Genomic DNA, 21,935 nt, shown 5'->3' with positions numbered 1-21,935 from the left:
TCTGCAATACGTGGGATATGCCGGGTTATGTTCCCCACAACCCGCGTCGGCATCATCGGTGCCGGTAATGTCGCCGCTCGACATGCGGAAGTGCTGTCCGGATTCCCCGACGTGAAGATCGCCGGAATCGCCGACACCGATCTCGGCAGGGCTGAAGCACTGGCGTCGCAGCATGGCGCCCCCGCTTATGGCGGCCACGCCGACCTGCTGGAGGCCGGCGAACTGGACGCCGTCTATGTCTGTGTGCCTCCTTTCGCGCACGGTAACCCCGAGTTCGACGTCCTGTCGTGCGATATCCCCATATTCGTAGAAAAGCCACTCTCGCTGGACCTGGCCACCGCCGAGAAGATCGCCGACGAGCTCGACCGCCGCGGCCTGCCCTCGGCCGTCGGCCATCACTGGCGCTATCTGGACATCCTGGACCGCGCCCGGCACCTGCTGGGCGAGCGCCCGGTACGCCTCGCCCTGGGCCACTGGATGGACAAGGTGCCCCCGGTCGGCTGGTGGCTGAACTCCGCCATGTCCGGCGGCCAGACCGTCGAGCAGGCCGTCCACGTCCTGGACCTGGCGAGGCTGCTGGTGGGCGAGGTGACGATGGTGCACGCGGTGCCCGTCGACGGCGCGATGGACGGCGAGGTCGACCGGGCCACGGCGGCGGTCATGCGGTTCGCGGGCGGCGCGGCCGGGCTGCTGGCCACCACCTGCCTGCTGCGCGGGAAGCATCGGGTGGGCCTGGAGGTGTGCGCCGACGGCATCTCGCTGGAGCTGAGCGAGACCCGGCTGATGGTCGACGGCCAGGAGCTGGTGCAGGACGGCGGCCGGGCCAAGGAACTGGTGGACCGCGCGTTCATCGACGCCGTACAGGGTAAGGAGGCCGACGTGCGGGCGCCGTACCGGGAGGCACTGAAGACTCACCGGCTGGCGCTCGCCCTGGCGCGGTCGGCGCGGGAACGGGAGCCGGTGATGGTCGATGGCTGACAACGGGAACGGCTGGGTGCTGAGCATCGAGGGCCCCGGCGAGGTGACGCTGGCCGACGACAAGCTCGGCGAGGTGCCCGACGGCGGCTTCCGTGTGGAGACCACCCACAGCGGCATCTCCGCCGGCACCGAGCTCACCTACGTCAAGGGCGACAACCCGTACCTGACCTCCACCTGGGACCCGGCGCTCGGGCTGTTCCAGCGGGGCGCGCCGTCGGTGGCCTATCCGGTGCGCGGCATCGGCTACATGCAGGTCGGCATGGTGGTCGAGACCCGCACCCGGGCGGTCGAGGAGGGCGCGCTGGTCGCGATGGCGTACGGGCACCGCACCGGCTACGTCGCCGACCCGATGCAGGACCGGTTCGTCGAGCTGCCCGGCGACCTCGACGCGATGCTCGGCGTCTACGTCGCCCACATGGGCCCGATCTGCGCCAACGGCCTGCTGCACGCCGCCGCCGACCTTTACGGCCAGAACGTGCACCAGCTCGGCGACGGCGTGCGCGGCAGGCGCGTCGTGGTGGTGGGCGCGGGCGTCGTCGGCCTGCTGACGGCCTCGTTCGCGCTCGCGCACGGCGCGGCGGAGGTCGTGGTCGTGGACGAGACGCCGGCCCGGCTGGCGGTCGCCGAGGCGCTCGGCGCCGACGCGCTGTCGGTCGCCGACGACCCGGCGGTGGAGCTGAAACGCCGCTGGCGGCACGGCCCCAACGACCGGGGCGCGGACGTGGTCTTCCAGTGCCGCGGCCAGGCCAGGGCGCTGGCCCTGGCGCTCAAGCTGCTGCGGCCCCAGGGCACCGCGATCGACCTGGCCTTCTACACGCAGGGCGCGGACGAGGTGCGGCTCGGCGAGGAGTTCCACCACAACGGGCTGTCGCTGCGGTGCGCCCAGATCGGGCGGGTGCCGCGCGGGCTGGCCCACGCGTGGGACCGCGAACGGCTGTCCCACGAGACCGTGGACCTGCTCAGGCGGCGCGGCGACCTGCTACGCCGGCACGTGATCACCGATGTCGTCGGCTTTGCCGAGGCTCCCCAGCTGCTGGCCGACCTCGCGGGCCGCCGGCGGCATGCCGTGCAGGCCGTGCTCTGCGACCACGTCGAGGACGAGGGCCGCTGACCAGCTGAAGTCGCGCGACCCGTGGCCGTCGAGCGTGGCCGGGTCGAAGTACTCGCGGAACCCGGAGCGCGTCGCGGCGGCGATCATGCCGTCGGCCAGCGCGTCGGCCAGGTCGGCACGCCGCTCCCGCAGCCCCTGCCACACCAGCCAGGTGACGTTGAGCCAGCTCGGCCCGCGCCAGTAGCGGGCCGGGTCGTACTCCGGCGCGGTGGGCGAGAAGCTGGGCAGCACGCCGTCCTTGAGCATGAAGCGGTCCAGCCCGGTGCCGATCAGCGCGTTGGCGATCTCGCGGGGCAGGCCGGGCAGCAGGAGCGGCGTCAGCCCGGCGGCGCTGGCGGAGCGGATCAGGCAGCCGGTGCGCACGTCGCGCGGCTGGAAGAGGCCGTCGTCGTAGAGGTGCTCGATCATGGCCGCGGTGACGCGGGCGGCCTCGGCGCGGTGCGGCCCGGGGTCGTGCCCGAGCTCGGCGGCGATCTCGGCCAGCGCCAGCTCGGCCACCCCGTAGGCGGCGTTGAACAGCGGGTCCTCGACCTGGAAGTCACCCGGGTCGCGGTAGCCGGAGTCGCGGTAGGCGCGGGCGAGCGCGGTGTAGCGCTCGTAGTCGCGGTCGGTGGGCCGCTCGGCGGCGGCGACGTGCCCCAGGTCGCGGCGGACGAACCCGGTGGCCCCGGCGGGCACGGCGCTGAGCGGCCGGTCCCAGGCCGGGCTGTTGTCCATGCCCGACTCCCAGGGGTGGACGATGGAGATCAGCCCTTCGGGCGAGCGCCGGGCGGTGCGCAGGAACTCCTGCTGCGCGACCAGCCGGGGGTAGATGCGGCGCAGGAAGCCCGGGTCGGGCTCGGCCTGGTGCACCTTCCAGGCGGCCAGCGCGTGCACGGGCGGCTGCACGATGCCGGAGGTGGCGGAGCCGGAGGGCGAGCGCGCCTGCCAGAACTCCGGCCCCGGGAAGTAGGCGCCCTCGGGCACCTTGGGGTTGAACACGATGTGCGGCACCCTGCCGTCGGCCCACTGGGCGCCGAACAGCGACAGCAGCTCCGACCGGGCCCGCCGGGGCGACCAGCGGGCGTTGCCGATGGCCACGAAGGCGGAGTCCCAGCTCCACTGGTGGGGGTAGAGCCGCCGGGAGGGGACCGTGTAGCTGCCGTCCCAGTTGTCGACGAGGACACGTACCGCGTCGCGGAGGATCATAGGAATTTCCTGATGAAGGCGGCCGTCTCGGGCAGGACGACCTCGGGTTCGCCGCGCAGGCGGCATTCGAGGGCGAGGTAGCCGTCGTAGCCGACGGCGTCGAGGGTGGCGAGCTGCGCGCCCCAGTCGAGGTGCCCGGTGCCGGGCTGGTTGCGGTTGGACTCGCTGATCTGCATGTGCGCCAGGTAGGGGGCGGCCTCGGCCAGCGAGCGGCAGGGGTCGTCCTCCTCGATGTTCATGTGGTACGTGTCGCCGACGATCCTGATGGAGTCCATGGCGCAGTAGGACACCGCGTCGGCCAGCGTGTTGACCATGTGGTTCTCGTACCGGTTGAGCGGCTCCAGCATGATCAGCACGCCGTTGCGCTGGGCGTGCTCGCCGAGCACGGCCAGGGCCTCGGTGAGCACCTCGCGGTCCTGCTCGGGGCTGCGCGGCGGCTCGAACGGCGGCAGCCGGCGGGAGAACTGGCCCCAGGAGGCGGGGGTCATGACGCCGATGCCGCCCAGCTCGCCGATGACCGTGAGCTGCGACCTGAGCTGCTGGATCGCGTCGGTGCGCTTGGCCGCGTCGAAGTCGCCGATGAAGTGGGGCATGTCCACGCACACGGTCGGCATGACGACGCCGTCGGCCAGCGCCCGCTTGAGCTCGGTGAGGCGGCCGGCGAAGTGGAAGTCGCCCTTGCCGCGCAACTCGATGGCGTCGAACCCGGCGTCGACGGCGAAGGCGAACTTCTCCTGCAGGGACCGGCCGGGCAGGAGCTGCTCCTGGGCGGCGAGCTTCACTGTGACTCCTCGAAGGTGAAGACGAGCTGCAGCACCTCGGACTGGTGCTTGTCGATCAGGTCGAAGGCGTCGGCGGCGTCGTCGACTGGGACGACGTGGCTGATGAGGTCGTCGACCTCGACGTCGCCCCGGTGGACGGTCTCCATGAACGTGCGCTGCAGCCGCTCGACGTCCCACCGGTGCGCCAGCCAGGAGGCGACGCCGCCGATCTGCGAGGAGACGAGCTGCACCTGGTTGTGGTGGAACTCCTCGCCGAGCCGCAGGCCGATGCCGTCGCCCTGGTAGAAGCCGGCGGCCACGACCCGGCCGCCCTTGCGGACGGTGCGGATGGCCTCGTGCAGGCCGTGGTGGCTGCCGCTCAGCTCGATCGCGGTGTCGGCGCCCTCGATCCGCTTGCGGATGAGCTCGGCGACGGAGCCGGCCTGCACGTCGACGGTCTCGGCGGCGCCGTAGCGCCGGGCGAGCTCCAGCCGGGCCGGGATGGCGTCGGCGGCGACCACGCGGGCGCCGCTCAGCACGGCCAGGCGGGTGGCGAGCAGGCCGATGACGCCCTGGCCGAAGATCGCCACCTGGTCGCCGAAGTGGATGTCGGCGGCGTGCACGGCGTTGAGCGCGATGGCGCCGACGCGGGCGAAGACGCCGCTCAGCGGGGCCGCGCCGGGCGGCATGACGTGACCGACGAGCTTGTGGGCGGGCAGCACGGCCTCGGCCCGGTGGCCCCAGATGCCCCAGACGAGGCTGCCGACGGGCGGGTCGGCGACGTCGGGCGCCGCCTCCACCACTTCGCCGACCTCCTGGTAGCCCCAGCCGGTCAGCGGGTAGGCGTGGGTCTGGCCATCGAGGAAGAGACGCTGCTCGGTGTCCCACTTGTGATTGAGGTATGGATTGGTCCCGCGATAGGCGGTGAGCTCGGTGCCCGCGGAGACGCCCGAGTACATCGTACGAACCCGCACGCTGCCCGGAACGAGCTCGGCGGGCTGCTCCAGGCTTACGGAAACGTGACCTGGCTCTTGGAAGGTGATGACGCGCATTGCCCACACTTACGCTTTTTGATCAAACAAAAGTAAGAGATTTAGTGCTTGTTTGCACACCATAGTTGCGCTTGGAACACTCGTAAGTCTACGACTTCCGCCGAGGGCTCCGGATTACCTTGGGGTTTCTGATCGCCCGTCTTCAGGAAAGCGACCTTACCGGCATTGCACACCCCCTGGTCCAGCAGGGATATCAGGCGTGATCCAGGGCGGAAAAATCTTCGCCGAGATCAGACCGCCCCTTTGCCTCAGGGGTACAGGAGCCTTATCCCGAACCGGAGGAGCGTGCCATGCCGCAGAAGGTAACCGCCGTCCTCTCCGCCGCGCTGCTGGCAGCGACCTGCCTGGTGGCCTGCGGCGACGACGGCGAGCGGGCGGCCGACGAGATCACCGTCTGGACCGAGGAGAACCTCGAGGACCGGATGGCCGTCCAGCAGAAGATCATCGACGAGTTCACCCAGAAGACCGGCATCAAGGTCAAACTGGTCGGCGTGGCCGAGGACCAGTTCAGCCAGGTGGTCACCTCGGCGGCGGCGGCCGGCGACCTGCCCGACGTGATCGGCGCCCTGCCCCTGGCCTCCGTCCGCGAGCTGGAGTCCAACGAGCTGCTCGACACCGAGACCCCCGCGAAGATCGTCGACCAGCTCGGGCGCGACACGTTCTCGGCGCGCGCCCTGGAGCTCGACTCATCCGGCGGCAGGCTGCTGGCCGTGCCCAGCGACGGCTGGGCCCAGCTCATCCTCTACCGCAAGGACCTGTTCGAGAAGGCCGGGCTGCGGCCCCCCGACACCTACGAGGCGCTGCGGGCCGCCGCCGCCGAGCTCAACACCGGCGGCGTCGCCGGCATCACGCTGGCGGTCGCCCCCAAGGACTCCTTCACCGCGCAGAGCTTCGAGCACGTCGCCCTGGCCAACGGCTGCCAGCTCGTCGACGGCTCCGGCAAGGTGGCGCTCGACTCGCCGCAGTGCGTGCGCGCCTTCGAGTTCTACGGCGACCTGGCCAGGAACCACTCCGTCAAGGGCATGCAGGACGTCGACTCCACCCGGGCCACGTACTTCTCCGGCAAGGCCGCCATGATGATCTGGTCGTCGTTCATCCTGGACGAGCTGGCCGGGCTGCGGAAGGACGCGCTGCCGAGCTGCCCGCAGTGCCGCGAGGACCCGGAGTGGCTGGCCGCGAACACCGGCGTCGTCACCGCGCTCAAGGGCCCGGACGGGAGCGCCCCCGCCCAGTTCGGCGAGGTCGTGTCCTGGGTTGTCATGCGTGACGCCGCCACGGACCAGGCCGCGAAGTTCGTCGCGTACATGATGAACGAGGGCTACGAGCGATGGATCGGGATGGCCCCCGAGGGCAAGTTCCCCACCCGCGAGGGGTTCGCCGACAAATGGCAGGCGCTGCCCGCCGGGGTCGACACCAAGAAGCCGCTGGCCGACGTCTACCCGGCCGAGGTGCTGGAGGCGCTGCGCACCAGCCCCGGCACGTTCGCCCGCTGGGGCATCCCGCAGGGGCAGGGCAAGCTGGTCGGCGCCACGATGGGCGAGCTGCCGGTGCCCAAGGCGCTGGCCGGCGTGGCCGACGGCTCGCTCACCCCGCAGGCCGCCGCCGCGCAGGCCAGGACCGAGGTCGAGACCATCAAGCGCGGGATCCGCGAATGAGCCGCGGACGCACGCTGCGCGAGCAGGAGGGGCGGGCCGGGCTGGCGCTGATCTCGCCGACGCTCGTGATCACGCTGGTCGTGGTGGTGCTGCCGCTCCTGTGGGCGATCATGCTGGCGTTCCAGGACGTCCGGCTGATCAACATCCGCCAGGCGGGGCTGTTCGGCAACTACACGCTGGAGAACTTCACGTACGTGATCTCCGAGCCGGGGTTCTGGTCCGCGCTGGTCAACACGCTCGTCTACACGGTCGCGGGCACCGCGCTGTCGATCGTGATCGGGCTGGTCGCGGCGCTGGCGCTGCGCGACAGGTTCCGGCTGCGGACGCTGGTCAGGGCCTCGATCCTGATCCCGTACGTGGCTCCGGTGGTGGCCGTCGCGTTCCTGTGGGAGACGATGCTCAATCCCCAGTACGGCATCGTCAACTCCTGGCTGGACGAGCCGATCGCCTTCCTCACCCAGGCCCGGGGCACGTTCCTGGGCCTGGAGGTGCCGGTGGCGCTGCTGACGGTGATCGCGTTCGAGGCGTGGCGCTACTTCCCGTTCGCGTTCCTGTTCCTGCTGGCCAGGCTCCAGGCGCTGCCGGCGGAGCTGGACGAGGCGGCGGTGGTCGACGGGGCCACGCCGACGCAGCGGTTCCGCTACGTGATCATGCCGCAGCTCTGGCGGATCATCGCGCTGCTGTCGGTGCTGCGGTTCGTCTTCACCTTCACCAAGTTCGACGACGTCTACCTGCTGACCGGCGGCGGGGCGGGCACGGAGGTGGTCAGCGTGCGGGTCTACAACTTCCTGACCGCGCGCGACGACATCGGGGCCTCGGCGGCGCAGGCGATCGTGCTCGCGGTCGTGCTGGTCGTGTTCCTGGTGCTCTACCTGCGCTTCTTCGGAGGTGGCGAACGTGAGCAGGGATAGGTTCGAGCGGGCGCTGCTCAAGGTGCTCAGGCCGCTGGTGATCCTCTTCCTCTTCGTGATCACCGCGTTCCCGTTCTACTACATGGTGATGCTGTCGTTCCGGGACATCCAGGAGCTCATCCTGGACCCGGGCTCGCTGTGGCCGGCGACGTTCACGCTCGACACGTACGCGAACGTGCTGGACCGGCAGGGGTTCCTGATCTTCATGCGCAACAGCGCGATCGTGGCCGTCGCCTCGGTGGCGGTCACGCTGCTGATCTCGATCCCGGGGGCGTACGCGGTGGCGCGGCTGCGCTTCTTCGGGCGGCGGCAGGTGCACTTCCTGTTCCTGGCCGTCTACCTGTTCCCGGCGATCGTGCTGGCCATCCCGCTGTTCGTGCTGTTCACGATGCTCGGGCTGCGGGGGTCGCTGGTCGGCCTGATTCTCGTCTATATCGCGCAAACCGTGCCAGTCACGGTATACATGCTCCGCAACTACTTCGAGACCGTGCCGCAGAGCGTCGAGGAGGCGGCGGCGATCGACGGCTGCACGCGCCTGTCGACCATCTGGCGGGTGGTGCTGCCGCTGTCCAAGCCGGCGCTCATGGCCACCGGTCTCTACGCGTTCATGATCGCTTGGAACGAGTTCCTGTTCGCCCTTCTCTTCCTGGTGGAGAGGCGGGAGAGCTGGACGGTCTCGCTGGGGCTCTCGCAGCTCGCGGGCAGCATCGAGATCCCGACCACGGTGCTCATGGCGGGATCGGTGGTGCTGACGCTGCCCATCGTGATCGTCTTCTTCGCCAGCGAGCGATTGCTGACGGAGGGGCTCACGGCAGGAGCGGAGAAGGGATAGACCATGCTGACGGCAGGGCAGGTCCTCCAGCTCATCCGCGACGGCTCCTGCCGCACCCGCAAGCAGCTCATCGAGTTCACCGGGCTGTCCCGGTCGACGATCACCGACCGGGTGGACCGGCTCATCGAGGCGGGCTACATCCACGAGTCGGGTGTGGCGTCCTCCGGGGGCGGGCGGCCGCCCTCGGTGCTCGACATCGACGCCGGCAGCCGGCTCGTGCTGGTGGCCGATCTCGGGGCCAGCCACGCCCGGGTGGCGCTGACCGACCTGGCGGCCCGGCCGCTGGCCGAGGAGCACACCGAGATGCGCATCGAGCGCGGCCCCGACGCGGTGCTGTCCTGGGTGCGGGAGGCGTTCCGGCGGCTGCTCGACCGCACCGGCCGCCCGGCCGCCCAGGTCTGCGGGATCGGCGTGGACCTGCCGGGCTCGGTCGACCACACCTCGGGCCGGGCCATCCGGTCGTTCCTCATGCCCGGCTGGGACGACCACCCGATCGGCCCGGCCGTCGGGGCGGACTTCGACGTGCCGATCCTGGTGGAGAACGACGCCAACGCGATGGCGCTGGGCGAGTGGTGGTCGTCGTGGCGGCACACCGACGCGCTCGTCCTGGTCAAGGTGTCCACCGGCATCGGCACCGGCATCGTGCTCAACGGCGGCATCTACCGGGGCGTGGAGGAGGCCGCGGGCAACATCGGCCACGTCCGGCTGCACGAGGCCGACGACCGGGTGTGCACGTGCGGCTCGCGCGGCTGCGTGGCGTCCCTGGCCAGCGGTCACGCGGTGGCCGCCGATTTGGGCATGGAGACCAGCCGCGACGTGGTCCGCCTGGTGCAGGCGGGTGACCCGGCGGCCATCGCGCGCACCCAGGAGGCCGGGCGGACGCTGGGCATCGTGCTGGCGACCGCGGTCAGCCTGCTCAACCCGGGCGTCCTGGTGCTGGCCGGCGACATGGCCGAGACCGGCGAGCACTACCTGACGGGCATCCGGGAGAGCGTCTACCGGCGCAGCCTGCCGTACACGACCCGCAACCTGGAGATCGTCACGAGCTCGCTGGGCGACCGGGCGGGCATCGTGGGCACGGCGGTGATCGTCATGGAGCACGTGCTGTCGCCGGAGGCAGTCGACGCGGCGCTGGCCGCCTCAGGCGGGCCGGCCCGCCCCGATCTGGCCGGCTAGCTCGGCCCTGGCGGTGAGCAGCGACGGCCCGTACCAGGTGAGCAGCCGCCCGCTGACCAGCGCGCACGGCAGGCCGGGGAAGCACTCGGGGCCGTCGTCCGCGCTGAAGGCGTACGGCTCGTCGGGGAGCACGACCAGGTCGGGCCGGGCCTCGACGAGCTCGGCGAGCGGGATCTTGGGGTAACGCTCGGGGTGGCCGGCGTACAGGTTGTCGACGCCCAGGCGGGCGAGCACGTCGCCGGTGAACGTGTCGCGCCCCGCCACCATCCACGGCCGCCGCCAGACGGGCACGATCGCGGTCCGGCGCGGCCCCCGGTGCGGCTCGCGCCAGGCCCGCTCGGCCCGGACGAGCCAGTCCGGGCGGGGCACCCGGCAGGCCAGCTCGAACATCCTGGCCAGCGAGGCGAACGCCTGGTCCACGGTCTCGATCCTGGTCACCCACACGGCCAGCCCGGCGGCGCGCATGGCCTCGAGGTCGGGGGGCCGGTTCTCCTCTGCGTTGGCCAGGACCACGTCGGGGCGCAGCGCGGTGATCGCGGCGAGGTCGGGGTTCTTGGTGCCCCTGACCCTGGTCACATCCAGGCCGGGCGGGTGCGAGCACCAGTCGGTGGCCCCGACCAGCGCTTCGGGGACGGTCGCGGCGACCGATTCGGTGAGCGACGGCACCAGTGACACGATCCGGCCCACGGCGGCGGGCACGGGGACGCGTACCCCGGTGTCATCGACAAATTCGACGGAATCGCTCACAACAACACCCTAAATCCCCCCACGAAGGGATACATATCCATACAATCTTGAAATGTGAATCTGGGGGATCACCAGCACGAACCTCGGGGCTTCGATCCGACCAAGCCCAACGTCGCCCGGCTGTACGACTATTACCTGGGCGGCAAGGATCATTTCCCGGCCGATCGCGAGGCGGCCGAGCGCATCCTGAAGGTGGCGCCCGAAGTGCGGGCCGCCGCCCGGGCCAACCGCGCCTTCCTCGGCCGGGCCGTGCGGTTCCTGGCCGGCGAGGGCATCAGCCAGTTCCTCGACATCGGCACCGGGCTGCCGTCGCAGGGCGCCGTGCACGAGGTGGCCAACTCCGTCTCGCCCGGCAACCGCGTCGTCTACGTGGACCGCGACCCGGTCGTCATGGTGCACGCGCGGGCCATGCTCGCCTCCGACACCGACACGGTCGCCGTCGAGGGCGACCTGCGCAAGCCCCGGCAGATCCTCGACGACCCGGTGGTGCTGGACACCATCGACTTCAACCGGCCCGTCGGCGTGCTGCTCGTGGCCGTCATGCACTTCATCGCCGAGTCCGACGACCCGGCCGGCATCCTGCGCACGCTGCGCGAGGCCATGGCGCCCGGCAGCTACCTGGTCCTGTCCCACGGCACCAGCGACGCCCGCCGCGCCGCCGTCCGCAAGGGCACCGAGGTCTACCGCAACGCCACCGCACCGCTGACCCTGCGCGACCGGGCCGGCATCGCCGCCATGTTCGACGGGTTCGACCTGGTGGACCCGGGACTGGTGTGGCTGCCCGAATGGCGTCCCGGCGAGACCGACGCGATCGACTTCACCGACGATCCCGCCTCGTCGCTCATCCTGTGCGGCGTGGGCAGAAGGGCCTGAGGCGATGCGGATCGGCCTGGCCGCGCCGCAGTACGGCAGGTTCGCCTCGCTGGAGAGCCTGCGCCTGGTGGCGCACGAGGCCGAGGAGATGGGCTTCGCGAGCCTGTGGGTGGGCGACCGGCTGCTGACGCCGCTGGAGCCCAAGGACCGCTATCCCGGCGGCGACGGCTCGATCCCCGAGGCGCACGGCGTGTTCCTCGACCCGTTCGCGGTGCTGTCGGTGGCCGCCGCGACGACCTCGCGCATCCGGCTCGGCACCAGCGCGCTCAACGCCTGCTGGTACGCTCCCCCGCTGCTCGCCCGCTCGCTGACGACGATCGACCAGCTCAGCGGCGGCCGGCTGGACGTGGGGCTGGGGCTCGGCTGGTCGTCGGACGAGTACGCCGCCGTCGGCGTGCCCTGGAAGTCGAGGGCCTCCAGGTACGAGGCCACGCTCGACGCGCTGGAGGCCATCTGGCACACCGACCCGGTCGCCTACAGCGGCGAGCTTTGGACGGTGGCGCCCAGCCGCATCCACCCCAAGCCGGTCGGCCGCCCGCCGCTGCTGCTGGGCGGGTTCGCCCCCGACGCGCTGCGGCGCATCGGCCGCCGGGCCGACGGCTGGCTGACCGCCTCGCTGCCGATCCGGATGCTGACCTCGATGTGGGGCACGGTGCTGCGGGCCGCCGAGGAGGCCGGCCGCGACCCGGCGGCGCTGCGCATGGTGCTGCGCGCCAACCCGGTCGTCGAGGCGGGCGGCGCGCCGCCCAGGAGCGGCACCGTGGCGCAGATCGCCGCCTATCTGGACGAGGCGGCGGCGGCCGGGGTCCACGAGTGCGTCCTGGACCTCCAGCACACCGCCGAGAACGCCCCGCACCTGCTGGAGCTGGCCGGGGAGTTCAGGTCCTACGTGAGCGCGGCCAGCGCGGCGTCGTAGTCGGGCTCCTGGGTGATCTCCGGGACGAGCTCGGAGTAGATCACGTTGTTGGCGCCGTCGAGCACGACCACCGCGCGGGCGGCGAGCCCGGCCAGCGGGCCGCTCTCCTGGGCCACCCCGTAGTCCTTGAGGAACGAGCGGCCGCGCATGAGCGACAGCGTGGTGACGTTGTCGAGGCCCTCGGCGCCGCAGAACCGCTTCTGGGCGAACGGCAGGTCGGCCGACACGCAGAGCACGGCCACGCCGGGGTGCTCGGCGGCGATCTGGTTGAAGCGGCGCACGGAGGCCGCGCACACGCCGGTGTCGACGCTCGGGAAGATGTTGAGCACCTTCACCGCGTCGCCGAAGTCAGCCAGCGTGCGGTCGGAGAGGTCGGCGCCGACCAGGCTGAACCCGGGCGCCGGGTCGCCCTGCTTGGGGAAGGAACCGCCCACGATGATGGGGTTTCCCTTGAACGTGACGTCGGACATGAAGCCTCCTGATGGCAGTGGAATCCCGCGTCCGGATCTTATCGTCCGCCGTCAGGCCCAGCCGTTGCGGGCGGCGTGCCAGCCGAGCTGCACCCGGGTGCGGGCGCCCGCGAGGTCCATCAGGGCGCGGACCCGGCGCTGGAGGGTGCGCAGCGACAGGTCGAGCTGGCCCGCGACCGCCTCGTCGGTCAGCCCGGCCAGCAGCAGGCCGAGGATGTTCCTGTCGAGCTCGCCGATCGCGGCCTCGCGCTCCTCGGCCAGCTCGCCGGAGGCGTCCACGCGCAGCGGGTAGGCGCGCTGCCAGATCGCCTCGAACAGCGCCTCGACCGCCGTGAGCAGGCCGCTGCGGTGCAGCAGCACGGCGGCCGGCTCGCCGCCGGGATCGGTGGTGAGCGGCACCAGGGCCAGCTCGCCGTCGGCCATCATGAGCTTGATCGGCAGCTTGTCGGACACCCTGACCTGGACGCCCTTGCGGATGGAGGCGATGATCCCGGCCGCCACGCGGGGCGTGGCCAGCACCTCGCGCTCGACCATCACCAGATACTCCACGCCGCGGTCGACGACCTCCTCCTCGGCCGTGTTGTCGTCCGGCGTCACGGCCACGAACGGCGCCGTGGAGAACGAGCGCACCCGCTTGTCCGCGGCCCACTGGATCTGCAGGAAGCGCTGGCGTACCGCTTCGACGCCGGTCACGACCTCGATGAGGTCGCCCACGGCGCGGTCGACGGCGGCCATGCGGTGCTGCTCGGCGAGCGCGACCAGGGCCAGCTCGGCGGTGCGCAGCTCCTCGCGGCGGGCGGTGAGCAGGCCGCCGAGCGCGACGGAGGGCGGCGCGGCGACGTGGCGGGCGGGGACGCCGGGCAGGCGCGAGACCAGGCCGCGCCCGACCAGGGCGGCCAGGTCCTCGGCGACGGCGGTGACCGGCCTGCCGAGGGCGGCGGCCAGCTCGGCGGCGGTGCGGGGGCCGTCGATCAGGCGGCGGTAGGCGAGCTCCTCACCGGCGGTGAGCCCCAGCGCCTCCAGCACGGCGTCCCCCTCCTTCTGATCGCCGATCAGTATGGGAGAGAAGACAGGGCCGAAGGCGACAAAGCCACCTTCGGCCCCGAATCGTGACAGCACGGTTATCCAGCCGGGGAGCGCCCTAAACGTTGCGCCTGTACTGGCCTCCCGCCTCGAACAGCGCCTCGGTGATCTGACCCAGCGAGCACACCCGGGCCGCCTCCATCAGCACCTCGAACGCGTTCTCCTCCGACATCGCCGCCTCCCGCAGGCGGGCCAGCGCCGCCGGGGCCTCGGCCCGGTTGCGCTCGTGGAAGGCGTGCAGCCGGTCGAGCTGCGAGCGCTTCTCCTCCTCGGTGCCCCGGGCCAGCTCCAGCTTGTGCGGGCCCGGCTCGTCACCGCCCGGGTTGCGGAACGTGTTGACCCCGATGATCGGCAGCGACCCGTCGTGCTTGCGGGTCTCGTACAGCATGGACTCGTCCTGGATCCGGCCGCGCTGGTAGCCGGTCTCCATCGCGCCCAGCACGCCGCCCCGGTCCGACAGCCGCTCGAACTCGCGCAGCACCGCCTCCTCCACCAGGTCGGTGAGCTCGTCGATGATGTACGAGCCCTGCAGCGGGTTCTCGTTGCGCGCCAGGCCCCACTCCCGGTTGATGATCAGCTGGATGGCCATGGCCCGGCGCACCGAGTCGGCCGACGGGGTGGTGACCGCCTCGTCGAAGGCGTTGGTGTGCAGGCTGTTGCAGTTGTCGTAGACGGCGATCAGCGCCTGGAGGGTGGTGCGGATGTCGTTGAAGTTCATCTCTTGGGCGTGCAGCGAGCGGCCCGAGGTCTGGACGTGGTACTTGAGCTTCTGCGACCGCTCGCCCGCGCCGTAGCGCTCGCGCATGGCCACCGCCCAGATGCGCCGGGCCACCCGGCCGAGCACGCTGTACTCGGGGTCCATGCCGTTGGAGAAGAAGAACGACAGGTTCGGCGCGAAGTCGTCCACGTTCATGCCCCTGGCCAGGTACGCCTCCACGTAGGTGAAGCCGTTGGCCAGGGTGAAGGCGAGCTGGCTGATGGGATTGGCCCCGGCCTCGGCGATGTGGTAGCCGGAGATCGACACCGAGTAGAAGTTGCGCACCCCGTTGCGGATGAACCACTCCTGGATGTCGGCCATCATCCGCAGCGAGAACTCGGTGGAGAAGATGCAGGTGTTCTGGCCCTGGTCCTCCTTGAGGATGTCTGCCTGGACCGTGCCCCTGACCGTGGCCAGGGTCCGGGCCTTGAGCTCGGCGGACTCGGCCTCGTCGGGCTCGCGGCCGTGCTCGTCGCGGAAGCGCTGGAGCGCCTGGTCGACGGCGGCGTTGAGGAAGAAGGCGAGGATCGTCGGGGCCGGGCCGTTGATCGTCATCGAGACCGAGGTGTTGGGCGCCGACAGGTCGAAGCCGTCGTAGAGCACCTTCATGTCGTCGAGGGTGGCGATCGACACCCCCGAAGTGCCCACTTTTCCGTAAATATCGGGCCGGAGGTCGGGGTCGTTCCCGTACAGCGTCACCGAGTCGAACGCCGTCGACAGCCGGGTGGCCGGCTGGCCCTCCGACAGCAGCTTGAAGCGCCGGTTCGTGCGGAACGGGTCGCCCTCGCCGGCGAACATCCGCGTCGGGTCCTCATCGTCCCGCTTGAACGCGAACACCCCGGCCGTGAACGGGAACCGGCCCGGCAGGTTCTCGCTCCGCAGGAACCTGAGCAGCTCCCCGTGGTCCTCGTAACGCGGCAGCGCCACGCGCGGGATGCGGTTGCCCGACAGGGTCTCGCGCCACAGCGGCGTGTGGATCTCCCGGTCGCGCACCTTCACCACGAGCTCGTCGGCCGTGTACTGCTCCTTCGTGGCGGGCCAGCTCTCCAGCAGGGCGCGGCTCTCGTCGCTCAGCTCCGCCTCGGCCCGCGCCGACAGCTCGTCGAGGCGGTCGTCCTCCAGCAGCGCGCTCACGGCGGCGAGCTGCTGGCGGCGGCGGGCCACCTCCATCTGGGCCCGCGTCTCCTCGTGGTAGCCGCGCACGGTCTCGGCGATCTCCGCCAGGTAGCGGACCCTGGCCGGCGGCACGATCGCCGCCGACGCCTGCGACGTGCGCCCGCGCACCGGCGCGAGCAGCCCGGGACCGGCCGGCATGCCCTTGTCCACCAGCAGCTCCTTCAGGTGCTGGTAGAGCGCGGTCACGCCCGCGTCGTTGTAGCGGGCCGCGATCGTGCCGAAGACCGGCATCTCCTCCGGCGAGACGCCGAACGCCTCCCGGTTGCGCACGAGCTGCCGCCGTACGTCACGCAGCGCGTCCTCGGCCCCGCGCCGCTCGTACTTGTTGATCACCACGGCCTCGGCGAAGTCGAGCATGTCGATCTTCTCCAGCTGCGAGGCCGCGCCGAACTCCGGCGTCATCACGTAGATCGGCACGTCCACGTGCGGCACGATGCCCGCGTCGCCCTGGCCGATGCCCGGCGTCTCCACCACCACCAGGTCGTAACCGGCGGCCCGGCAGGCGGCGATCACGTCGTCCAGGCAGGCCGGCACCTCGTTGGCGGCCCCCCGGGTGGCCAGGGAGCGGAAGTACGTCTGCGGGCTCAGGCTGTTCATCCTGATGCGGTCGCCGAGCAGCGCGCCGCCGCCCCGCCGCCGCGTCGGGTCGATGGCGATGACCGCGATGCGCAGCTTGTCGTCGTTGTCCACGCGGAGCCGGCGCACCAGCTCGTCGGTGAGCGACGACTTGCCCGACCCGCCGGTGCCCGTGATGCCCAGCACCGGAGCCGAACGGCCCGCCGCACGCACCCCCTCGACCAGCCCGGCCGGCGCCCGGCCCGCCTCGATCAGCGTGATCGCCCTGGCCAGCGCCGCCTGGTCGCCCGACACCACCGCCTCGACCGACGGGGCGTCGTCCAGCTCGACGTCGCACTCCTCGATCAGCTTGTTGATCATCCCGGGCAGCCCGAGCCGCTGCCCGTCCTCCGGCGAGAAGATGCGCGTGACACCCCGCTCGTGCAGCAGGTCGATCTCGTCCTGCACGATCACCCCGCCACCGCCGCCGTACACCTTGACGTGCCCGGCGCCGCGCTCGCGCAGCAGGTCCACCAGGTAGGAGAAGAACTCCACATGCCCGCCCTGGTACGAGCTGATCGCCACCCCCTGGACGTCCTCCTGGATGGCGGCTGTGACGATCTCGTCCACCGATCGGTTGTGCCCAAGGTGGATCACCTCGGCGCCCTGGGTCTGCAGGATGCGCCGCATGATGTTGATGGCCGCGTCATGGCCGTCGAACAGCGCTGCCGCTGTCACGAATCGGACCGGGTTGACCGGAACGTGCACGCCTGATCACTCCTTCGTGGGGCCCTGATTCGAAGATACTAGGACGTCCTACTAATTCCCAAGGTGCCCTGGTGGGTAGGGGTGAAGCATGCGTGCGATCACATTCGTGCCGGGCAAGCAGGGCACGCTCGGCGTCACAGAGGTTCCCGAGCCGGAGCCGGGGGCGGGCGAACTGCTCGTCCAGGGCCTCGCACTCGGCATATGCGGCACCGACCGCGAGCTCATCTCCGGCGAGTACGGCTGGCCGCGCCAGGAGCCCATGATCCTCGGCCACGAATCACTCGGCCAGGTGCTCCAGGTTCCCGACGGCTCCGCCTACTCCCCCGGCGACCTCGTCGTCGGCGTCGTCCGCCGCCCCGACCCCGTACCCTGCGGCGCCTGTGCCCGCGGCGAGTTCGACATGTGCCGCAACGGCGAATACACCGAGCGCGGCATCAAGGAACGCGACGGCTACGGCAGCGAGCGCTGGACCGTCGAAGCCGCCTACGCCGTCAAGATCGACCCCGCGCTCGGCACCCTCGGCGTCCTCGTCGAACCCGCCTCCGTCGTCGCCAAGGCCTGGGAGCACATCGAGGCCATCGGCTCCCGCGCCTGGTTCGAGCCCCGCACCGTCCTCGTCACCGGCGCCGGGCCCATCGGACTGCTCGGCGCCCTGCTCTCCCGCCAGCGCGGCCTGGAGGTCCACGTCCTCGACCGCGCCGCCGACGGCGTCAAACCCGCCCTCGTCGCCGACCTCGACGCCACCTACCACGCCGCCAGCGACCTCAAGGCCGTCGGCTTCAAACCGGACATCATCCTCGAATGCACCGGCGCCGGGCCGCTCGTCTTCGACGCCATGCTCAACACCGCCGAAGCCGGCATCGTCTGCCTCGCCGGCGTCTCCGCCGGCGGCCGGCCCATCAGCGCCGACGCCGGGCAGATCAACCGCGACATCGTCCTGGAGAACGACGTCGTCTTCGGCACCGTCAACGCCAACCTGCGCCACTACCGCGCCGCCGCCGACGCGCTCTCCCAGGCGGACCCCGCCTGGCTCGAACGCCTCATCACCCGCCGCCTCCCCCTGGACCGCGCCCCGGAAGCCCTCGAACGCGGCCAGGACGTCAAGGTGGTCATCGACCTGACCACCTGACCCACCCCGCCGTACGGCCGATCCCTCCCCCCGGAAGGGTCCACCCGCCCGAAGCCGAGGCAACCGGGTACGCACCCGGGCGCGCCCTCCCCCCGGAAGGGCCGCCCCGAAGACGCCGCACCGCCCAGCGGCCACCGCCCCAGCGGGCGCCCGCACCCGGGCACGCCCCCGAAGGGGCCCCATCTCAGGACGCCGCGCCACCCACCTATGCCGTACCCGGGCACTCCTGCCCCGGGAGGGTTCTACCGGGAAGTGGGTCAGGGGCTGGGGTTGTAGGGGTGTCGGCGGGTGGGGGTGGCGCCTACGGGGACGCGGGGGGCCGCGGGGTCCGCGGACGGCGGCTGGGTGGGCTCCGGAGGCGCGGGAGGCGTTGGCGCGTTCCAGGGGCCGGCGAGGCGGCGGTGGTGGCCCGCGCGGCGGCCGGCGACGCGGAAGGAGACCACGACGGTGGTGACGATGATGACGGCGAGCAGCGCCAGCGGCCCGCCGAGGGCGTCGAAGGGCGAGGCGGCGGGCGGGTCGGCGCGTTCGCGGAGGGGGAACGGCTGCTGGCTGGAGCGGATCTCGCTCAGCTCGGCGTTGGCCTTGACGACGCGCGGCAGCCCGTACCCGACGACCTTGTCGGTTTCGCGGACCTTGCGCTTGAGCCAGACGCGGTCCACGTTGGCCTCGATGGTGTGGATCTTCTTGCCGGCGACGCGTTCGACGATGCCGACGTGGTCGACGCCCTTGTAGCTGTCACCGCCGCGCCAGTCGAAGAAGACCAGGGCCCCCGGTTCGGGTTTGCGCGTCCAGGCGCCCTGCTTGATGAACCAGACCGCATGGGAGGGTGTCCAGGCGAACTGGCCGACGTATTCGCCGATGCCTGCCTTGTCGGCGGCCCAGGCGATGAACATGTCGCACCAGGCGGCGTTCTTGTACTGCGGATCCTGCACCCGGTCGGCGTACCAGTGGCCGAACTTGGTGTGCTGGCCGGACTTCTCCCGGTAGCCGAGTTCCTTACGGACGGTGGCGAGTAACTCTTCCGCGATCGGGTCCAGCTCGACTCCCCCCAGAAATGTGGCAGATCATGATGGACTGTAATAGCGACATCACGACCACGCGCAGAGCATTCCGAAAGTGTCTAGCCATGAGGGGAAATAACGGTCTTGTGGCTGGTGGGACAGGAGTCCGGATTACGCCCCGGCGCCTACCCGGAAGACCTGCGTGTCGCCCGCGCCCGCCGCGACGACGTCGGCCACGATGACCGTCACGTTGTCGGGCGAACCGCCCTCGTTGGCAAGATCGATGAGCCTCTGGACGGCCGCCGCCGGGTCTGCCACCGTGGTCAGCACCTCGTGCAGGACCTCGGGCCCGAGCACGGTGGTGAGCCCGTCGGAGCAGAGGAGATAGCGATCGTCCGGGTCGGCCTCGCGCAGTGCCATGTCGGGCTCCGCCCTGCCCTCGCTGCCGAGGACGCGCAGCACCATCGAGCGGCGGGGGTGCACGGCGGCCTGGTCCTCCGTGATGCGCCCTTCGTCCACCATCGACTGCACAAGTGTGTGATCCTTGGTCATCTGGTAAAGAGCACCATCGCGAAGCAGGTATCCGCGGGAGTCGCCCAGATGAGCCAGAGCGAACCGGTAGCCGTCCCACAGCATGGCGGTGACCGTGGTGCCCATCCCCCTGCGCGCCGGGTCGATGTCGGCCAGCTCGACCAGCCTGCGCGCGGCCTCGTGCACGGCCCCTTCGAGCGCGGCCTCCAGGTCGGTGCCCGTCTCGGGAAGCGTGGCGTCCAGCTCGCGCATCACCGCGATCGCCGCCGAGCTCGCCAGCTCGCCCGCGGCGTGCCCGCCCATCCCGTCCGCCACCACGAGCAACCGGCCGCTCGCATAGCCAGAATCCTCGTTCTGCTCCCTGCGGCGGCCCACGTCTGATCCGGCGGCATAGCGGATGTTGTGCTTCATACCTGCAGTAAATCACTGGTTGAAAGACTTCACAAGCAGATGCGCTGAAGACTCGGTTGAACTAGTCTGACCCTCATGAGCCACGACCCGACCCTGAACGCCGGGGACATCGCCCGGCTCGCCGGTGTCGGGCGTGCCGCGGTGAGCAACTGGCGCCGCCGCCACGACGACTTCCCCGCCCCCATCGGCGGAACCGCCAACCAGCCCCTCTTTTCACTGCCTCAGGTCGAGGACTGGCTGCGCCGCTATGGGAAGTCCTACCAGGTCTCCCTGGCGGATCGGGCATGGCAACGCCTGAAAGCCGCGGGCGATTTGCGGCTCGGCGAGGTCGTCGCCCAGGCCGGGGCGCTGCTGACCACCGGTGAGAGCGAGCTGGAGCCCGAGTCGGCCTCGCTCGTGTCGGAGCTGGCCGAGCGACATGGGGCGCTGACGGCGTACGAGTTCCTGGTGGAGCGCTATCTGGAGGCCCACTCCCGGCAACTGTCGGTCACCCGCGACGACGTCGCGGAGCTGATGGTCCGCCTGGTGCCGCCGGGCGAGGACGTGCCGCGCGTGCTCGACCCCGCCTGCGGGGTCGGCACGCTGCTGCTGGCGGCCGGCGACGCGCGGGTGCTCGGGCAGGAGCTGAGCGAGACGTCCGCCGCCATCGCCACCGCGCGGCTGCGCCTGCGCGGGGCCGAGACGACGATCGTGGCGGGCGACGCGATGCGTCACGACGGCTTCCCCGGCGACCGGGCCGACGCCGTGCTGTGCGACCCGCCGTTCAACGAGCGGGCCTGGGGCTACGAGGAGCTGGTCGGCGACCCCCGCTGGGAGTACGGGCTGCCGCCACGCGGCGAGCCGGAGCTGGCCTGGGTCCAGCACTGCCTCACCCACGTCAGGCCGGGCGGCCTGGTCGCGATCCTCATGCCTCCGGCCGCCGCCAGCCGCAAGGCCGGCCGCCGCATCCGCGCCAACCTGCTCAGGGCGGGCGCGCTGCGCGCGGTCATCGCGCTGCCGGGCGCCGACCTGTGGCTGCTGCGCCGCCCGGCGGCCGGTGAGCGCCCGCCGTCCGACGTGCTGATCCTCGACGCGTCCGCCGACATGTCCGTCGTCGAGCCCGCCTGGCGCGCCTACCTGGCCGACGGCTCGGGCCAGGCGGTGCGGATCATCGACCTGCTGGCCGACGAGGTCGACATGACCCCGGCCCGCCACCAGCGCCGCGACGACGTGGGCCGGGCCTTCGCCGAGGCGCGCGACCGGTTCCTGGCCGCCGCCGCCGCGCCGCCCGACCTCAAGGTGCTCGACGAGCCGCTCGACCAGCCCGCCACCACGATCGGCGACCTGATCAAGGAGGGCCTGGTGAGCGTGTTCCAGGCGCCGCCTCGGATGGCCGCCGATGGCGGCGACGTGCCCGTGCTCACGGCCGACGACGTGGCCGGCGACGCGCCGCCGTCGGGCCTGACCACGGCCCAGAAGGGGCTGGTGGCCGTCGAGCCGGGCGACGTCGTGGCCTCCTACTCCAGCGTGCGCGTCATGGCGGGCGGCGGGATGGTGCTGGGCCCCCACCTGACGCTCTACCGGGTCGACGCGCGGCGGCTCGACGCCGACTTCCTGGCCGGGTTCCTGCGGGCGGCGGGCAGCCGGGCGACGACCGGTTCCAGCAGGTTCGACGTGCGGCGCACCCGCCTGCCGAGGCTCCCGCTCAAGGACCAGCGGGCCTACGGCGAGGCGTTCCGGCAGCTCGCCGTGCTGGAGGACGCGCTGCGGGAGACGTCCGCGCTGGGCCAGACGCTGATCCGGCTGGGCCTGGACGGGCTCACGGGCGGCCACCTGCACCCGCAGTCCTGACGGTGTAGTTTTTCCCGGAAG

At 71.4% G+C, this 21,935-nt stretch carries 18 protein-coding genes and 1 pseudogene; 10 read left to right on the top strand and 9 right to left on the bottom strand.

Annotation, left to right across the window (positions count from 1 at the left end; genetic code table 11):
* Window positions 1-27: 27 nt before the first annotated feature.
* Window positions 28-978, top strand: a complete 951-nt coding sequence (locus tag ACBI99_RS42140) for a Gfo/Idh/MocA family protein (RefSeq protein ID WP_219505524.1) — start codon at window positions 28-30, stop codon at window positions 976-978.
* Window positions 971-2,089: a zinc-binding dehydrogenase gene (locus tag ACBI99_RS42135; RefSeq protein ID WP_375075015.1), complete on the top strand. Its 1,119-nt coding sequence runs from the start codon at window positions 971-973 to the stop codon at window positions 2,087-2,089. The genes ACBI99_RS42140 and ACBI99_RS42135 overlap by 8 nt, the downstream gene beginning before the upstream one ends.
* A 9-nt stretch (window positions 2,090-2,098) precedes the next feature.
* On the opposite strand, the pseudogene ACBI99_RS42130 reads toward ACBI99_RS42135, so the two are convergent.
* From ACBI99_RS42130 to ACBI99_RS42120, 3 genes and pseudogenes are all read right to left on the bottom strand, one after another.
* Window positions 2,099-3,277, bottom strand: a pseudogene (locus ACBI99_RS42130) (hypothetical protein); the annotation flags it as partial.
* Window positions 3,274-4,059, bottom strand: a complete 786-nt coding sequence (locus ACBI99_RS42125; protein ID WP_219505520.1) for a sugar phosphate isomerase/epimerase — start codon at window positions 4,057-4,059, stop codon at window positions 3,274-3,276. The pseudogene ACBI99_RS42130 and the gene ACBI99_RS42125, both read right to left, overlap by 4 nt.
* Window positions 4,056-5,090 carry a zinc-binding alcohol dehydrogenase gene (locus ACBI99_RS42120; protein WP_219505518.1) on the bottom strand — a complete coding sequence of 345 codons (1,035 nt, stop codon included), beginning with the start codon at window positions 5,088-5,090 and terminating at the stop codon, window positions 4,056-4,058. The genes ACBI99_RS42125 and ACBI99_RS42120 overlap by 4 nt, the downstream gene beginning before the upstream one ends.
* 290 nt (window positions 5,091-5,380) lie before the next feature.
* Here ACBI99_RS42120 and ACBI99_RS42115 point away from each other — a divergent pair, with 290 nt between their 5' ends.
* The 4 genes from ACBI99_RS42115 to ACBI99_RS42100 are packed head-to-tail and all read left to right on the top strand — an operon-like array spanning window position 5,381 to window position 9,664.
* Window positions 5,381-6,745, top strand: coding sequence for an extracellular solute-binding protein (locus ACBI99_RS42115; RefSeq protein ID WP_357583759.1), 1,365 nt, complete (start codon window positions 5,381-5,383; stop codon window positions 6,743-6,745).
* Complete coding sequence (locus ACBI99_RS42110; RefSeq protein ID WP_219505506.1) at window positions 6,742-7,656, top strand: carbohydrate ABC transporter permease; 915 nt, start codon at window positions 6,742-6,744, stop codon at window positions 7,654-7,656. Before ACBI99_RS42115 ends, ACBI99_RS42110 begins: the two co-directional genes overlap by 4 nt.
* Window positions 7,643-8,488: a carbohydrate ABC transporter permease gene (locus ACBI99_RS42105; RefSeq protein ID WP_308125767.1), complete on the top strand. Its 846-nt coding sequence runs from the start codon at window positions 7,643-7,645 to the stop codon at window positions 8,486-8,488. Before ACBI99_RS42110 ends, ACBI99_RS42105 begins: the two co-directional genes overlap by 14 nt.
* A gap of 3 nt (window positions 8,489-8,491) precedes the next feature.
* A complete protein-coding gene (locus ACBI99_RS42100) occupies window positions 8,492-9,664 on the top strand; it encodes an ROK family transcriptional regulator (RefSeq protein ID WP_219505504.1) in 1,173 nt (390 codons plus the stop codon).
* Here the strand turns inward: ACBI99_RS42100 and ACBI99_RS42095 are convergent.
* Complete coding sequence (locus ACBI99_RS42095) at window positions 9,629-10,411, bottom strand: helical backbone metal receptor (protein WP_219505501.1); 783 nt, start codon at window positions 10,409-10,411, stop codon at window positions 9,629-9,631. The two genes, ACBI99_RS42100 and ACBI99_RS42095, sit on opposite strands and share 36 nt — an antisense overlap.
* Before the next feature lie 54 nt (window positions 10,412-10,465).
* Between ACBI99_RS42095 and ACBI99_RS42090 the strand changes: the two genes are divergently transcribed.
* Both ACBI99_RS42090 and ACBI99_RS42085 read left to right on the top strand, forming a co-directional pair.
* Window positions 10,466-11,284 (top strand): SAM-dependent methyltransferase, encoded by an 819-nt coding sequence (locus ACBI99_RS42090; RefSeq protein WP_357583765.1) that lies wholly within the window; start codon window positions 10,466-10,468, stop codon window positions 11,282-11,284.
* 4 nt (window positions 11,285-11,288) lie between these two features.
* Window positions 11,289-12,200: a TIGR03619 family F420-dependent LLM class oxidoreductase gene (locus tag ACBI99_RS42085; protein ID WP_357583767.1), complete on the top strand. Its 912-nt coding sequence runs from the start codon at window positions 11,289-11,291 to the stop codon at window positions 12,198-12,200.
* On the opposite strand, the gene tpx is transcribed toward ACBI99_RS42085, so the two are convergent.
* The 3 genes from tpx to icmF all read right to left on the bottom strand — a co-directional run bounded on the left by tpx (window position 12,170) and on the right by icmF (window position 17,009).
* On the bottom strand, window positions 12,170-12,670 hold the full coding sequence (gene tpx, locus ACBI99_RS42080; protein WP_219505497.1) for a thiol peroxidase: 501 nt from the start codon (window positions 12,668-12,670) through the stop codon (window positions 12,170-12,172). The two genes, ACBI99_RS42085 and tpx, sit on opposite strands and share 31 nt — an antisense overlap.
* A gap of 51 nt (window positions 12,671-12,721) precedes the next feature.
* Window positions 12,722-13,696, bottom strand: coding sequence for a helix-turn-helix domain-containing protein (locus ACBI99_RS42075; protein WP_375075014.1), 975 nt, complete (start codon window positions 13,694-13,696; stop codon window positions 12,722-12,724).
* Window positions 13,697-13,811: 115 nt separating this feature from the next.
* Window positions 13,812-17,009, bottom strand: coding sequence for a fused isobutyryl-CoA mutase/GTPase IcmF (icmF, locus tag ACBI99_RS42070; RefSeq protein ID WP_219505493.1), 3,198 nt, complete (start codon window positions 17,007-17,009; stop codon window positions 13,812-13,814).
* 88 nt (window positions 17,010-17,097) lie between these two features.
* Between icmF and ACBI99_RS42065 the strand changes: the two genes are divergently transcribed.
* A complete protein-coding gene (locus ACBI99_RS42065) occupies window positions 17,098-18,138 on the top strand; it encodes a glucose 1-dehydrogenase (protein WP_375075013.1) in 1,041 nt (346 codons plus the stop codon).
* A gap of 257 nt (window positions 18,139-18,395) precedes the next feature.
* Here the strand turns inward: ACBI99_RS42065 and ACBI99_RS42060 are convergent, their stop codons facing one another.
* The gene (locus ACBI99_RS42060) at window positions 18,396-19,073 is read right to left on the bottom strand and encodes a CHAP domain-containing protein (protein ID WP_375075012.1); all 678 of its coding nucleotides are present in this window, start codon (window positions 19,071-19,073) and stop codon (window positions 18,396-18,398) included.
* 240 nt (window positions 19,074-19,313) lie between these two features.
* Entirely contained in the window at window positions 19,314-20,084 is a 771-nt protein-coding gene (locus ACBI99_RS42055; protein ID WP_219505488.1) for a PP2C family serine/threonine-protein phosphatase, read from the bottom strand.
* A 75-nt stretch (window positions 20,085-20,159) separates the two neighbouring features.
* Here ACBI99_RS42055 and ACBI99_RS42050 point away from each other — a divergent pair, with 75 nt between their 5' ends.
* A complete protein-coding gene (locus ACBI99_RS42050) occupies window positions 20,160-21,914 on the top strand; it encodes a class I SAM-dependent DNA methyltransferase (protein ID WP_375075011.1) in 1,755 nt (584 codons plus the stop codon).
* Window positions 21,915-21,935: the final 21 nt, after the last annotated feature.

The organism is Nonomuraea sp. ATR24 (assembly GCF_041950485.1).
In the GTDB taxonomy this organism is placed as follows: domain Bacteria; phylum Actinomycetota; class Actinomycetes; order Streptosporangiales; family Streptosporangiaceae; genus Nonomuraea; species Nonomuraea ceibae.
The sequence above is the reverse complement of the archived record's forward strand: the minus strand, read 5'-3'. Positions and strand labels throughout refer to the sequence as shown.

Coding starts and splice junctions, on each gene's coding strand:
- ACBI99_RS42050 (WP_375075011.1), top strand. CDS start 20,160: ATGAGCCACGACCCGACCCTGAACGCCGGGGACATCGCCCGGCTCGCC.
- ACBI99_RS42100 (WP_219505504.1), top strand. CDS start 8,492: ATGCTGACGGCAGGGCAGGTCCTCCAGCTCATCCGCGACGGCTCCTGC.
- ACBI99_RS42140 (WP_219505524.1), top strand. CDS start 28: ATGTTCCCCACAACCCGCGTCGGCATCATCGGTGCCGGTAATGTCGCC.
- ACBI99_RS42115 (WP_357583759.1), top strand. CDS start 5,381: ATGCCGCAGAAGGTAACCGCCGTCCTCTCCGCCGCGCTGCTGGCAGCG.
- ACBI99_RS42135 (WP_375075015.1), top strand. CDS start 971: ATGGCTGACAACGGGAACGGCTGGGTGCTGAGCATCGAGGGCCCCGGC.
- ACBI99_RS42065 (WP_375075013.1), top strand. CDS start 17,098: ATGCGTGCGATCACATTCGTGCCGGGCAAGCAGGGCACGCTCGGCGTC.
- ACBI99_RS42085 (WP_357583767.1), top strand. CDS start 11,289: ATGCGGATCGGCCTGGCCGCGCCGCAGTACGGCAGGTTCGCCTCGCTG.
- ACBI99_RS42055 (WP_219505488.1), bottom strand. CDS start 20,084: ATGAAGCACAACATCCGCTATGCCGCCGGATCAGACGTGGGCCGCCGC.
- ACBI99_RS42120 (WP_219505518.1), bottom strand. CDS start 5,090: ATGCGCGTCATCACCTTCCAAGAGCCAGGTCACGTTTCCGTAAGCCTG.
- tpx (WP_219505497.1), bottom strand. CDS start 12,670: ATGTCCGACGTCACGTTCAAGGGAAACCCCATCATCGTGGGCGGTTCC.
- ACBI99_RS42110 (WP_219505506.1), top strand. CDS start 6,742: ATGAGCCGCGGACGCACGCTGCGCGAGCAGGAGGGGCGGGCCGGGCTG.